Source organism: Inquilinus sp. 2KB_23, assembly GCF_052115705.1.
Taxonomy (GTDB): Bacteria; Pseudomonadota; Alphaproteobacteria; order DSM-16000; family Inquilinaceae; genus Inquilinus; species Inquilinus ginsengisoli_A.
Genome location: NZ_JBFRHF010000014.1, coordinates 85,612 through 99,124 on the forward strand (window position 1 = coordinate 85,612; position 13,513 = coordinate 99,124).

Here is a 13,513-nt window from a genome sequence, read left to right on the forward strand (position 1 = left end):
TCGGCCGGGCCGCGCACGTCGTCCACGGCGAGATGCCGAGGGCGACGGAACCGGACCGGCCGACAGGAGATCGGGATGTTCGAGGGCTTCACGCTGGAGACGATCGAGCTGCCGGAGGCGACGCTTCGGGTCCGCCACGGCGGCAAAGGACCGCCGATCCTGTTGCTGCACGGCCATCCCCGGACCCACGCCACCTGGCACCGCGTCGCACCTCTCCTGGCCGCCTCGCACACCGTGATCTGCCCCGACCTGCGCGGGTTCGGCCGGTCGTCGAAGCCGGCGGACACGCCCGATCACTCGGGATCGTCGAAGCGGGCCAAGGCCCGCGATTGCGTGGCCCTGATGGACCATCTCGGCTTCCCGACCTTCGCCCTCGCCGGCCATGACCGCGGCTGCTACACGGCGTTCCGGACCGCCATGGACCATCCGGACCGGATCAGCCGGCTGGCGGTCCTGGATGCGATCCCGATCATCGAGGCGCTGGAGCGATGCGATGTCCGCTTCGCCCAGGCCTGGTGGCACTGGTTCTTCTTCGGCCAGGCCGAGAAGCCGGAACGGGCGATCCTGGCCGATCCCAAGGCCTGGTATGCGGCGGCGGCGCCGGAGCGAATGGGGTCGGAAGCCTATGCCGATTTTCTCGAGGCGATCCACGACCCGGCGACGGTCCACGGCATGGTGGAGGATTACCGGGCCGGCCTTGGGATCGACCGCGACCACGATGCCCAGGATCGCGAGGCGGGGCGGCAGGTCGGCTGCCCCGTTCTCTGCCTATGGTCCCTGCAGGACGATCTGGAGAAGCTGTTCGGCGACATCATCGGCATCTGGCGCCCCTGGGCCCCGGACATCCGCGGCCGGGGGATCGATTGCGGGCACCATATGGCCGAAGAGGCGCCCGAGGCGCTGGCACAGGAGCTGTTGGCCTTTCTCGCCGATTGATCGCGCCCTTGCGACGATCGCGATCAGACCGCTGCGATCGCGACGGAGACGAGCGCGCCCGTCAGAAACATCAGGGCGATCACCGCCGGCAACAGCCATCGCGGACTGGCATCGGCTTGGGCCGTGTCGATAAGGGGCCCTGGCAGGGCTGACGTTGCCTCCTGCTTGGGGTCGTGCGGATTCGAGGACATCGGCTTCTCCGCGGCGATCGCCACCTGTCCTGCCAAACAGGAGCTGCGCAGCAGCGGTTCCCGCGTCCAGGCGAAACCACGATGAGGCCTCGTCTGGATCGCCACCCGGAGGCCCCCAATTGTTCGGCTTCACAATCCGACCCCGGGCGACCGATACTGCCCGCTTCGAGGGCAAGATCAAAACCCCAGAAAACAGGGTGGGCACGATGAACTGGATTCCCCGTCTCGCCGCGGCCGTCGCGGTCTGCATCGGCATGGCCGGTGCCGCCCAGGCCGCCGCGCTGGTCGAGACGCCGATGTACGAACAGGACGTGGCCGCGGGCAAGCTGCCGCCGGTGGCGGAGCGGGTGCCGCAGACCCCGTCGGTGGTCGACCTGGCCGCCGAGAAGAAGCAGCCCGGACGATCGGGCGGCGAGATCAACTGGCTGGTCGGGCGCGCCCGGGACATCCGGATCATGAACACCTACAGCTATGCCCGGCTGGTCGGCTACGGCACCGACTTCCAGCTGCATCCGGACCTGTTGCAGGCGATCGACGTCGAGGGCGAGAAGACCTTCACCCTGCATCTGCGGCCCGGCCACAAATGGTCGGACGGCCAGCCCTTCACCAGCGACGACTTCCGCTATTTCTGGGAAGACGTGGCGCTGGACAAGGAGCTGATGCCCTACGGCCCCGACGCGCGGCTGCTGGTCGACGGCGAACAGCCGAAGGTCGAATTCCCCGACGCGACGACGGTGCGCTACTCCTGGTCCAAGCCGAACCCGGAATTCCTGCCGGCGATCGCCAGCGCCACGCCGCTCTATATCTTCGCGCCGGCGCACTACCTGAAGCAGTTCCACAAGAAATATGCCGACGCCGCGGCGCTGGACGCCATGGTCAAGGCGGCCGGCGCCCGCAACTGGGTGGCGCTGTACACCCAGCGCAGCAAGCTGATCGAATCGTCCAATCCGGACCTGCCGGAGCTGGAGCCCTGGGTCAACTCCACCAAGGCCCCGGCGGAGCGCTTCACCTTCGTGCGCAACCCCTACTACCACCGGGTCGACAGTCAGGGCCGGCAACTGCCCTATATCGACCGCGTGATCGTCAACGTCGCCGAGGGGTCGCTGATCCCGGCCAAGGCCGGCACCGGCGAGGCCGACCTGCAGGCCCGCGGCCTGCGCTTCGACAACATCAGCTTCCTCAAGGCCGGCGAGCAGGCCGGCAACTACAAGGTGCTGCTGTGGCCGACCGCGCTGGGGTCGGAGGTCGCGCTGTATCCGAACCTCAACGCCAACGATGCCGGCTGGCGGGCGCTGAACCGCGACGTGCGGTTCCGCCGCGCCCTGTCGCTCGGCATCGACCGCGACGAGATCAACCAGACCGTGTTCTTCGGCCAGGCGCGGCCGAGCCAGAACACGGTGCTGCCGGAATCGCCCTATTACGACGCGGCCCAGGCCACGTCCTGGACCCAGTTCGATCTCGCCAAGGCCAACGCCCTGCTCGACGAGATCGGGCTGACCAAGCGGGACGGCGACGGCACCCGGCTGATGGCCGACGGCCGGCGGCTGGAGATCGTGATCGAGAGCGCCGGCGAACGCAGCATCGAGGCCGACATCCTGCAGCTGATCAAGGAGAGCTGGGCCAAGCTCGGTATCGCCTTGCACACCACCCAGTCGCAGCGCGACGTCTTCCTGCAGCGGATCTTCGCCGGCGACGCGGTGATGTCGGTGTGGATGGGGCTCGACAACGCGCTGGTGACGCCGTCGATCGTGCCGACGGAGCTGGCGCCGGTCGACCAGAACTGGCTGCAATACCCGAAATGGGGCCAGTATGTGCAGACCGCCGGTGGCGCCGGCGAGAAGCCGGACGTCGAGTTCGGCGAAAAGCTGATGTCGCTGTACCAGGAATGGCATGGGACCGCCGATGCGGCCCGCCGCGATGCCATCACCCGCGAGCTGATCAAGATCCAGACCGACCAGGTCACCTCGATCGGCACGGTGCAGGGCGTGCTGCAGCCGATCGTGGTCAAGGCCCGGCTGCACAACGTGCCGGAGAAGGGGATTTTCTCCTGGGATCCGGGGGCGCATTTCGGCGTCTACCGCCCCGACACCTTCTGGGTCGATCCCTGATCGGAACCAGCCCCGGCGCGGCTCAGCCGCGCCGGGGCCGTCCGCATCAGCCGGTCAGACCTCGTCCCACTCGTAGCGCGCGGCGTTGTCGCGGTACCATTGGGCGATGGCCGGGATCTCGTCGACCAGGCGGCGCTTCGGCGCCCAGCCCAGCCCGCGCAGCTTGCTCGAGGAGATCGAGTAGCGCCGGTCGTTGAACGGCCGGTCCTGCACGAATTCCACCACCTCCTGCATCTCGACGCCGAAGGCGTTGCAGATCAGCCGGGTGACCTCGAGGTTGGTGTACTCCTCGTCGGAGCCGATGTTGTAGACCTGACCGATCTCGCCAACCTCATTGACCATGGCGATGGCCTCGGCCATGTCTGGCGCCGCGAGGTAGTGGCGGACATTGCCGCCATTGCCGTGGATCGGCAGCTTCTCGCCGCGGATCAGGCGCAGGCAGAAGCGGGCGATGATCTTTTCCGGATACTGGCGGGTGCCGAAGATGTTGTTCCCGCGGATCATCAGGATCGGCATCTTGTAGCAATGGATCAGGCTGCGGACCATCATCTCCGCCGCCGCCTTCGAGGCCGAATAGGGGTTGGTCGGGTTGAGGATGGTGTCCTCGTCGACCTCGCCCTCCAGCACCTCGCCATAGACCTCGTCGGTCGAGACATGGATGATCCGCGGCACCTGGTTGATCCGGCACGCCTCGAGCAGCGTGTGGGTGCCGAACACGTTGGTGTGGACGAAGCGGGTCGCGTTCATGAACGACCGGTCGACATGACTTTCGGCCGCGGCATGGATCACCAGGTCGGCCCCGGCCGTCGCCTGGCGGCAGAATTCGGGATCGCAGATGTCGCCGACCAGCAGCTGGCGCCGCCGGTCATGCAGATGGTGCACGACGTTCTCGATGTCGGCCGAATAGGTCATCTTGTCGAAAAAGACGAACCGTGCCTCCGGGTATCGCGCGACGAAAAGGTCGGCGAGGTGCGAGCCGAGAAATCCGGCAGCCCCGGTGATGACGATTTTATTCAACCCGCAATCTCCTCCCAATGGCCAGACAGGCCGCACGAATATCTTCGCGGCTGGCGACCGGGCCGAACCGCGTGACGAAATCATCCACAATCATCGTGAAAGCATCGCGAATGTCGGGGCTGCTGATGCTGAGACTGCCGCGACCATAGCCCTCGATGATCCACATCGCCAGCCACCCGACCTCGAGCGCGACGCCGGAGCCGAGGTTGAACAGACCGCCGGGGCGGGCCCGCACCACCTTGGCCAGCGCGGCGGCGAACTGTTCGACCGGCAGGAAGTCCTTCTCGGTGAAGGGGCTGACGTCATAGCGGATCACCCCCTCCTCGCGCAGCGACCGCAGCAGCAGGCCGAGGAAGGTGCGGCGGCCGGGCAGGTCCTCGTATCCGAAGATGTTGGAGAGCCGCAGGATGGTGAGGTGCGGGCCGAAGCGGTCCCGCAGCAGCCCCTCGGTCTCCAGCTTGTTGCGGCCATAGGCGTCCTGCGGCGCAGGCACCCGCGCCTCGTCCAGCGCCGCGCCGTCGGCGGGGCCGTAGACCTTGCGGGTGCTGAGCATGACGACATGGGCGTTCGCCGGCATCCGGCCTTCGCGCTGCGCCTGGCCGATCGCCTCCGCCAGCCGGCGGTCGCAGTCCAGCGCGGGATCGTAGGCCTCGCGCATGTAGCGCGGGTCGATCGCGAAATTGACCACGCAGCCGATGCCGTCGAAGGTCTCCGGCCGCGCCACATCCGCCCAGGCGACATGGCGGATGCCATCGGCGCCATAGGTGTCGATGAAGCTGCGGGCGAGAAAGCTCGATCGCCCGATCACCAGCACGTCAGCCACGCCGTCCACCCCCAAAATCAGATGCGGCCCCCAGATCGGATACGATCATGGGCCGGCATCCCCCCTTCTGTCGCGTTATTGCGTCCGCAGCATGGCAGCAAGCGACTGCCGCCAGTCCGGCTGGGCCACCCCGAAGACCCGGGCGATCCTGCCGCAATCCATCACCGAATTCGCCGGCCGCCGTGCGGGGGTCGGATAGTCCGAGGTCGCGATCGGATGCAGCTTCGGCCCGCTCCCGCCCCGGGCCGCGAAGATCGCCGCGGCGAGTTCATACCAGGTGGTGGCCGGGGCGCCGGAGAAATGGAAAGTCCCCCAATCGGAGAAGCCGGGCGCCAAAGCGCGGTCCCGAACCGCCAGGACCGCGGCGGCGATGTCGGCCGCCGCGGTCGGGCCCCCGCGCTGGTCGGCGACGATCCGCAGCTCCGGCCGCTCGGCGCCGAGCCGCAGCATGGTGCGCACGAAGTTGCTGCCATGCGCCGCGAAGACCCAGGAGGTGCGCAGGATGATGTGGCGCGGCAATGCCGACCGCACCGCCGCCTCCCCCGCCGCCTTGCTCTCGCCGTAGACCGACAGAGGCGCGATCGGGTCGTCCTCGCGCCACGGCCGATCGCCGTCGCCTGGGAAAACATAGTCGGTCGAGATGTGCACCAGCGCCGCGCCGGCCTCCGCGCAGGCCTGGGCGATCACGCCGGGCGCCGTGGCATTGACGGCGAAGGCCTGGTCGCGCTCGGCCTCGGCCTTGTCGACCGCGGTATAGGCGGCGCAGTTCACCACGAAGTCGGCGCCGCGCACCGCCTCGGCCACCGCGGCGGCGTCGGTGATGTCGACCTCCGACCGCGCCAGCACCCGCACAGCGAGGCCATGCGCCTGCGCCAGCTCCGCCAACTCGCGCCCGACCTGACCGCCCGCCCCGAACACGACCAGCGTCATGCCGCGTGCCCGAGGCCGATGCGGCTGCGCTCACCCGCCCGCGCGCACCAGTCGCGGTTGGCGATGTACCAGGCGATGGTCTCCCTCAGCCCGTCCTCCAGGCTGTGGCGCGGCCGCCAGCCCAGCTCGGTCTCCGCCTTGGTCGGGTCGATCGCATAGCGCGCATCATGGCCCGGCCGGTCGGTGACATGGGTGATCAGGCTCTCATAGGGCTGCGCCGCCGGCTGCAGCTCGTCGAGGATCCGGCAGATCTGCCGCACCAGGTCGATGTTGGTCCGCTCCGACCGGCTGCCGACGAGATAGGTCTCGCCGAGACGGCCCCTGGCCATGATCGCCCGCAGCCCCGCCGCATGGTCGTCGACATGGATCCAGTCGCGGACGTTCTCGCCCTTGCCGTAGATCGGCAGCGCCTTGCCCTCGAGCGCGTTGAGGGCGACGACCGGGATCAGCTTCTCCGGATACTGGTAGGGCCCGTAGTTGTTCGAGCAGTTCGAGACCATCACCGGCAGACCATAGGTCCGATGCCAGGCCCGGGCCAGGTGGTCGGACGACGCCTTGCTGGAGGAATAGGGCGAGTTCGGCTGGTACGGGCTGGCCTCGGAGAACAGGCCGGTGGCGTCGAGTTCGCCATAGACCTCGTCGGTCGAGACATGCAGGAAGCGGAAGCCGTTGCCCTTCGGCAGGCCGCGCCAATGGTCCAGCGCCGCGGTCAGCAGTGCCGCGGTGCCCAGCACATTGGTGCGGACGAAGGCCAGAGGGTCGTCGATCGAACGGTCGACATGGCTCTCGGCCGCGAGGTGGTAGACGATGTCGGGGCGGTGCTCGGCGAACAGGCCGCGCATGGCGTCGACATCGCAGATGTCGGCCTGGACGAAGCGGTGCCTGCCGGTGCCGTCGAGCCCGGAGAGATTCTCCAGATTGCCGGCATAGGTCAGCTTGTCGATGGTGACGACGCTGTCGCCCGCGGCGATGAGCTGACGCACGAGGGCCGAGCCGATGAAGCCGGCGCCGCCGGTCACGAAAATGGTCATATCGCACCGTGGCGGAAGTGGACGGGGGCGTCGGCGAGGCGCGGCCAGGACCGGTCGCGGTCGTTCACGACCATCTCCCCTGGCGCGATCGGCCAGTCGATGCCGAGCGCCGGGTCATCCCAGCGGATGCCGCCCTCGGCCTTCGGGGCGTAGCCGCTGGTCACCTTGTAGACGACCTCGGTGTCGGGCTCGAGCGTGACGTAGCCATGGGCGAAGCCGGGCGGCACCCACAGCCGGGCCGGATCGGCGGCGGTCAGCGTCACCCCGATCGATCGGCCGAAGGTCGGCGAGCCGTGGCGGATGTCGACCGCGACGTCGAAGATGCTGCCGCGGATCACGCCGATCAGCTTGCCCTGGGCGTTCGGCGCGGTCTGGTAGTGCAGGCCGCGCATGGTGCCGGCCGACACGCTGCCCGCCTGATTGTCCTGGACGAAGTCGAACGGCAGCCCGGCCTCGCGGAACCTGTCCGCGCTCCAAGTCTCGAAGAAATAGCCGCGGTCGTCCTGAAACTTGCGCAGGCGGACGAGCTTCACATCCGGTATTTCGGTTGACGACAGCTCAACCAATTCATGGTCCTCATCACGGGCTTCCGAAAAGCGCGACACCCTATCGTTCCGACCCCGAACTGTCGATCCCCAAGAGCCGAGGATCGCGGCGAGGATCCTCCTGTTTCCGCCGCTGCGGGCCTGACCGCAGCCGGGTTCGCGCCGAATGCGGCGGCACGCCCCCTTCCCCGTTTCGCCCCGATCTGCTTAACAATCGGGATGAGCAAGCGACCTTCCGATCCCGATCGCCCCACGCCGGCGTCGAACGCGGCGCAGATGGCGTCGCCCTCCTTCCGCCTGCCGGAGCTCGACCAGGACTTCCTGCTCGGCGATTCGACGCGCGGCGTGCGGCTGATGCTGGAATACGCCAAGGCCGAGGAGGCGCTGCGCGCCTGGGGCGTGCGCTCCACCCTCGTCGTCTTCGGCAGCGCCCGCGCCACCGAGGACGGCCCCGGCCGCCACGCCGGCTGGTACGCGCAGGCCCGGGAGTTCGGCCGCATCGCGTCGCAGCGCGGCGGCGCCCTGACCGAACATGGCGGGCTGCGCGACAACGTCATCGCCACCGGCGGCGGCCCGGGCATCATGGAGGCGGCCAACCGCGGCGCCGCCGAGGCCGGGGCGCCGTCGATCGGCTTCAACATCACCCTGCCGCATGAACAGGAGCCCAACGCCTATTCCACCCCGGCGCTGACCTTCCGGTTCCACTATTTCGCGATGCGCAAGATGCATCTGGCGATGCGCGCCAACGCGCTGGTGGTGTTCCCCGGCGGCTTCGGCACCTTCGACGAGCTGTTCGAGCTGCTGACCCTGCGCCAGACCGGCAAGTCGACGGCGCTGCCGATCGTGCTGGTCGACCAGGCCTATTGGCGCGCCGTGATCGGCTTCGATGCGCTGGTCGAGCACGGCATGATCGGGGCCCGGGATGTCGAGCTGTTCCACTTCGCCGACACCGCCGAGGACATCTGGTCGGTGCTGGCGACCCAAGGCCTGAACCACCGGTCGTGACCAGGCCGCCCGGCCGGTCCGATCGATTTAGCGAAATGTTTGCCCGGATATAACGGCGCGCTAAGATCGCGCCCGACCGGCCGGCACGGCTGGGCCGACAACCAGGAATGGGGAAACAGGATGATGCGGATCACACGACGCGGCTGGCTGGGCGCGTTGCTGGCCGGGGCGCTGGGATCAGCCGCCGGCTTCGGCGCGCCGGCCCGGGCGCAGGCCCAGGACATCACGGTCTTCGCCGCCGCCAGCCTGAAGAACGCGCTGGACGACATCAACACCCAGTGGCAGGCCGACGCCAAGCACAAGGCCACCATCTCCTACGCCGCCAGCTCGGCCCTGGCGAAGCAGATCGAGGGCGGCGCGCCGGCCGACGTCTTCATCTCCGCCGATCTCGACTGGATGGACTATCTGGCCGAGCGCAAGCTGATCAAGCCGGAGACGCGGTCGACCCTGCTGGGCAACCGCATCGTCCTGGTGGCGTCGAAGGATTCGACGGTGCAGCTGACCATCGCGCCGAATTTCGAGCTGGCCAAGGCGCTGGGCGACGGCCACCTGGCCATGGCCGACATCAAGGCGGTGCCGGCCGGCAAATACGGCCAGGCGGCGCTGGAGAAGCTGGGCGTGTGGGCCTCGGTCGAGGGCAAGGTGGCGCAGGCCGAGAATGTCCGCGCCACGCTGGCGCTGGTGTCGCGCGGCGAGGCCCCGCTGGGCATCGTCTACCAGACCGACGCCGCGGCCGACACCGGGGTCAAGATCGTCGGCACCTTCCCGGCCGACAGCCACCCGCCGATCCTGTACCCGATCGCCGTGGTCGCGAGCAGCAGCAACCCGCAGGCGCAAGCCTTCGTCGACTACCTGAAGTCGGCCGCCGCCAAGCCGCTGTTCGAGAAGCAGGGCTTCACGGTGGTGACGCAGTAAGAACAATCGGAGACCCGGGCGTTCCATCTTCACTCCCCCTCCTCTTGCGGGAGGGGGTAGGGGGAGGGGTTCGGGCAGCGTGAACCGGCCATTGCGTCAAGGCCGGGTTCCCTCCTCTAGTGTCATCGACACCGGATTCCTTTGATCGACACCCCCTCCCCCTACCCCCTCCCGCAAGAGGAGGGGGAGATATGGATACAGAGCCGCACCCCCCGTGTTCGACTTCACCCCCGACGAGCTGACCGCGATCCTGCTGAGCCTCAAGGTCTCGGTATGGGCCATGGTCGCCAGCCTGCCGCCCGGCATCCTGGTGGCGCTGGCGCTGGCGCGCGGGCGGTTCTGGGGCAAGGCGCTGCTGAACGGCGTGGTCCACATGCCGCTGGTGCTGCCGCCGGTGGTCACCGGCTACATCCTGCTGCTGCTGTTCGGGCGCCGCGGGCCGATCGGGTCGGTGCTGGCCGAGATCGGTATCGTCTTCTCCTTCCGCTGGACCGGCGCCGCCCTGGCCGCGGCGGTGATGGGCTTCCCGCTGATGGTGCGCGCCATCCGCCTGTCGATCGAGGCGGTGGACCGCAAGCTGGAGGACGCGGCCGGCACGCTGGGCGCCAACCCGGCCTGGGTGTTCCTGACCGTCACCCTGCCGCTGATCCTGCCCGGGGTGATCGCCGGCGCCATCCTGGCCTTCGCCAAGGCGATGGGCGAATTCGGCGCCACCATCACCTTCGTCTCCAACATCCCCGGCCAGACCCAGACCCTGCCCTCGGCGATCTACACCTTCACCCAGGTGCCGGGCGGCGACGTCGGCGCGCTGCGCCTGACCCTGGTCTCGGTCGCGATCTCGATGGCCGCCCTGCTGGCCTCCGAGCTGATGGCCCGCCGCGCCGGCGTGCGGGTGCAGCCGGCATGAGTCTCGAGATCGAGATCAAGCATCGGCAGGGCGCCTTCGCCCTGGACGTAAGCTTCCGCAGCGAGGGCCGGCTGACCGCCCTGTTCGGCCGCTCCGGCGCCGGCAAAACCTCCGTCGTCAACATCATCGGCGGGCTGGTGCGGCCGCAGCACGGGCGGGTGGTGGTCGAGGGCCGGACCCTGGTCGACACCGAGCGCGGCGTGTTCCTGCCGAAGCACCGCCGCCGCGTCGGCTACGTCTTCCAGGAAGGCCGCCTGTTCCCGCATCTGTCGGTGCGGCAGAACCTGCTGTACGGCCAGTGGTTCACCCCGAAGCCGGAGCGCTATGCCAGCTTCGGCCAGGTCGTCGAGATGCTCGGCATCGGCGCCCTGCTCGACCGCCCCCCGGCACTGCTGTCGGGCGGCGAGAAGCAGCGGGTGGCGATCGGCCGGGCGCTGCTGGCCAGCCCTCGCCTGCTGCTGATGGACGAGCCGCTGGCGGCGCTGGACGAGGAGCGCAAGACCGAGATCCTGCCCTATGTCGAGCGGCTGCGCGACGAGACCCGAATCCCGATCGTCTATGTCAGCCACGCCCTGGGCGAAGTCGCCCGGCTGGCCACCACCCTGGTGGTGCTGGCCGATGGCCGCGTCGCCGCCTCCGGTCCGGTCGCCGAGGTGATGGGCCGGATCGACCTGTTCCCCCGGGCCGAGGCCGGGGCCGTGCTGGAGGCCGCGGTCGAGGATCATGACGACCGCTTCCAGCTGACCCGACTGCGCGTCGCCGCCGGCATCCTGACCGTGCCACGGATCGAACTGGCGGCCGGCACGCTCCTTCGCGTCCGGATCCGGGCCCGCGACGTGATGCTGGCGACGCAGCCGCCCGACCATCTCAGCGCGCTGAACGTGCTGCCGGCGACGGTGGTGGAGATCGCGGCGGGCGACGGCCCGACCGCCGACATCCGGCTGGACTGCGCCGGCGAGGGCCTGCTGGCACGGCTGACCCGGCGCTCGATCGAGACGCTCGGCCTCGCGCCCGGCCGGCCGGTGCACGCCGTGATCAAGAGCGTCTCCTTCGACCGCCACACCATCGGCGCCGCGCTGCGCGGCCCCAACGGCGCCGACGCCGATCTGCAGGACGGCTGACGAGCCACGCCGCCGGAATCGCCGCCCTTAACCATACCTACCGAGTATGGATATAGAACAATCAATATATTTTACCCTCGATCAGCGACGGCGTATGGATGCTCTTACTCGCTGTCCCACCCGGTCCAACCCGGCCGGTTCCTGGATCGAACCATGAGCACGCAGATCAGCCTCGCATCCCCGGTCGAGACGCGCACGGCCCCCACCGTGGCTGAGCTCTTCACCGCCTTCCTTGCCCTCGGGCTGATCGGCTTCGGCGGGGTGCTGCCGCTGGCCCGGCGCATGGTGGTGGAGCAGCGGCGCTGGCTGAGCGCGGCGGAGTTCACCGACCTGCTGGGCCTGTGCCAGTTCCTGCCGGGCGGCAACATCATCAACATGTCGGTGGCGATCGGCCTGAAGTTCCGCGACGTGGCCGGGGCCTTCGCCGCGATCCTGGGGCTGATCGCGGCGCCGTCGGCGATCGTGATCGCGCTGGGTATGGTCTATGACCGGCTGCAGGACGACCCGCAGATCCATCACCTGTTCGCCGGTCTGGCGGCGACCGCCGCCGGGCTGATGGTCGCCATGGCGGTCAGGACCGCGCTGCTGCTGCGCGGCCGGCCGGTCGGCATGGCCATTGCGGTGCTGTGCTTCCTGGCCGTGGCGATCCTGCGGCTGCCGCTGGTGCCGACCATGCTGGTGCTGGCGCCGCTCAGCGTCTTCGCCACCTGGAGGATAAGGCCATGACGCCGGACCTGGCCGCCCTCGCCGCCATCTTCTCCCAGCTCTCGCTGCTGGCCTTCGGCGGCGGCAACACCGTGCTGCCGGAGATGCAGCGCCAGGTGGTGGAGGTGCACCAGTGGATGACGGCACCCCAGTTCTGGGCGATGTTCGCCCTGGCCCAGGCCGCCCCCGGCCCCAACCTGATGGTGGTGACGCTGGTCGGCTGGCACGTCGCGGGCTGGCCGGGCGTGCTGGTCACCTCGCTGGCGAAGTTCGGCCCCTCCTCCATCCTCACCGGCATCGCCCTGCGGCTGTGGGAGCGGTTCCGCGACCGGCCGTGGCGGCAGATCGTCCAGGCCGGGCTGGTGCCGGTGACGGTCGGGCTGGTCGCGGCCAGCGCTTCCGTCATCACCGAGGCGTCGGCGCAGGACACGATCCTGGCGGCGATCGTCGCCGGCGGCGCCGTGGTGACCCTGACAACACGGATCCATCCGCTGGCCGTGCTGGCCGCCGGCGCCCTGATCGGCTTGATAGGGATCGGCCAGATCTAGATCTCCGAGATCCCGCGGCACGGTTCGCATGGCGCCGGCGGCGGTGACGTCGCAAAGCGCGGGACCCCGGATGGGATCCCGCGCTTTGTCGACCAGAAGGATCAGGAGGCCTGGCGCATCTCGACGGCGCGGCCGGGACGCTGCCGGAGGATGGCCCGGGCGCTGTCCGCCAGCACCAGCCAGCCACCGGCCAGGATCGTGACGTCCTTGATCACCAGCCGGCCGCCGCCCGACAGGTATGGAAAGCCGTGCTGCGCATCGCCCAGCGCCGCCACCCAGGCCTCCGGCGTCGTGACCAGGAAGGACAGGGTCACGAAGGGGGTGAGGAAGGCGAGCCCGGCGCCGACGAACCCGATCCGGGCGGAGACGAGGCCGGCCAGCGTCAGGAGGCCGATCAGGATCTCGACCGAGCCGAGGCCCCGCGAGAAGCCGTAGGTGTTGTTGGCCGTCTGCCAGGCGCGGTCGTCGGGCTTGAGCTCGCCCTCATGGGTGAGGTGCGCCTTGTAGTCCTCGGGGTGCTCGTAGAAGAACGACATCACCGGGCTGTTGGCGACGAATGGGGTGATGCTGTCGGCCTCGTAGGGCGCGAATTTCAGGGCGCCGATCCAGAGGAAGACGATGGCGATGGCGATGCGCATGGCGTCGATGCCGATGCGGTCGGACCGGGGCCCGGCGATCAGGCCGAGCCCCTGGCGGATCAGGGTGATCATTATGGTTCTCCCAGGACGCCC

The 13,513-nt window shown here is 69.1% G+C and carries 15 protein-coding genes; 8 read left to right on the top strand and 7 right to left on the bottom strand.

All coding sequences use genetic code 11. The features are described from left to right. Positions 1-75: 75 nt before the first annotated feature. Positions 76-936, top strand: coding sequence for an alpha/beta fold hydrolase (locus tag AB4112_RS18910; protein ID WP_441721996.1), 861 nt, complete (start codon positions 76-78; stop codon positions 934-936). Positions 937-959: 23 nt separating this feature from the next. On the opposite strand, the gene AB4112_RS18915 is transcribed toward AB4112_RS18910, so the two are convergent. Then, positions 960-1,232, bottom strand: a complete 273-nt coding sequence (locus tag AB4112_RS18915) for a hypothetical protein (RefSeq protein WP_441721999.1) — start codon at positions 1,230-1,232, stop codon at positions 960-962. 101 nt (positions 1,233-1,333) lie between these two features. On the opposite strand from AB4112_RS18915, the gene AB4112_RS18920 reads away from it, so the two are divergent. Beyond that, a complete protein-coding gene (locus tag AB4112_RS18920; protein WP_441722002.1) occupies positions 1,334-3,235 on the top strand; it encodes an ABC transporter substrate-binding protein in 1,902 nt (633 codons plus the stop codon). Between the two features lie 54 nt (positions 3,236-3,289). Here AB4112_RS18920 and AB4112_RS18925 read toward each other — a convergent pair whose 3' ends face one another. From AB4112_RS18925 to rfbC, 5 genes are all read right to left on the bottom strand, one after another. After that, positions 3,290-4,252, bottom strand: a complete 963-nt coding sequence (locus tag AB4112_RS18925) for a GDP-mannose 4,6-dehydratase (RefSeq protein WP_309793448.1) — start codon at positions 4,250-4,252, stop codon at positions 3,290-3,292. Then, the gene (locus AB4112_RS18930) at positions 4,245-5,075 is read right to left on the bottom strand and encodes an NAD-dependent epimerase/dehydratase family protein (protein ID WP_441722006.1); all 831 of its coding nucleotides are present in this window, start codon (positions 5,073-5,075) and stop codon (positions 4,245-4,247) included. The genes AB4112_RS18925 and AB4112_RS18930 overlap by 8 nt, the downstream gene beginning before the upstream one ends. A 75-nt stretch (positions 5,076-5,150) precedes the next feature. Beyond that, positions 5,151-6,005, bottom strand: coding sequence for a dTDP-4-dehydrorhamnose reductase (gene rfbD / locus AB4112_RS18935; RefSeq protein WP_441722009.1), 855 nt, complete (start codon positions 6,003-6,005; stop codon positions 5,151-5,153). Then, a complete protein-coding gene (rfbB, locus tag AB4112_RS18940) occupies positions 6,002-7,036 on the bottom strand; it encodes a dTDP-glucose 4,6-dehydratase (RefSeq protein ID WP_441722012.1) in 1,035 nt (344 codons plus the stop codon). Before rfbB ends, rfbD begins: the two co-directional genes overlap by 4 nt. Continuing rightward, positions 7,033-7,641, bottom strand: a complete 609-nt coding sequence (gene rfbC, locus AB4112_RS18945) for a dTDP-4-dehydrorhamnose 3,5-epimerase (protein WP_441722015.1) — start codon at positions 7,639-7,641, stop codon at positions 7,033-7,035. Before rfbC ends, rfbB begins: the two co-directional genes overlap by 4 nt. A gap of 216 nt (positions 7,642-7,857) precedes the next feature. Between rfbC and AB4112_RS18950 the strand changes: the two genes are divergently transcribed. The 6 genes from AB4112_RS18950 to AB4112_RS18975 all read left to right on the top strand — a co-directional run bounded on the left by AB4112_RS18950 (position 7,858) and on the right by AB4112_RS18975 (position 12,782). Continuing rightward, positions 7,858-8,586 (top strand): TIGR00730 family Rossman fold protein, encoded by a 729-nt coding sequence (locus AB4112_RS18950; protein ID WP_441722017.1) that lies wholly within the window; start codon positions 7,858-7,860, stop codon positions 8,584-8,586. 123 nt (positions 8,587-8,709) lie between these two features. Beyond that, positions 8,710-9,501, top strand: coding sequence for a molybdate ABC transporter substrate-binding protein (modA, locus tag AB4112_RS18955; RefSeq protein WP_441722020.1), 792 nt, complete (start codon positions 8,710-8,712; stop codon positions 9,499-9,501). Positions 9,502-9,715: 214 nt separating this feature from the next. Continuing rightward, complete coding sequence (gene modB, locus AB4112_RS18960; RefSeq protein ID WP_309793440.1) at positions 9,716-10,408, top strand: molybdate ABC transporter permease subunit; 693 nt, start codon at positions 9,716-9,718, stop codon at positions 10,406-10,408. Continuing rightward, positions 10,405-11,529, top strand: a complete 1,125-nt coding sequence (modC, locus tag AB4112_RS18965) for a molybdenum ABC transporter ATP-binding protein (protein WP_441722023.1) — start codon at positions 10,405-10,407, stop codon at positions 11,527-11,529. The genes modB and modC overlap by 4 nt, the downstream gene beginning before the upstream one ends. Positions 11,530-11,682: 153 nt before the next feature. Next, positions 11,683-12,255 carry a chromate transporter gene (locus AB4112_RS18970; protein WP_441722026.1) on the top strand — a complete coding sequence of 191 codons (573 nt, stop codon included), beginning with the start codon at positions 11,683-11,685 and terminating at the stop codon, positions 12,253-12,255. Beyond that, positions 12,252-12,782, top strand: a complete 531-nt coding sequence (locus tag AB4112_RS18975) for a chromate transporter (protein ID WP_441722028.1) — start codon at positions 12,252-12,254, stop codon at positions 12,780-12,782. Before AB4112_RS18970 ends, AB4112_RS18975 begins: the two co-directional genes overlap by 4 nt. Positions 12,783-12,883: 101 nt before the next feature. Here AB4112_RS18975 and rclC read toward each other — a convergent pair whose 3' ends face one another. Next, complete coding sequence (gene rclC, locus AB4112_RS18980) at positions 12,884-13,492, bottom strand: reactive chlorine resistance membrane protein RclC (RefSeq protein WP_309793436.1); 609 nt, start codon at positions 13,490-13,492, stop codon at positions 12,884-12,886. Positions 13,493-13,513 lie beyond the last annotated feature (21 nt).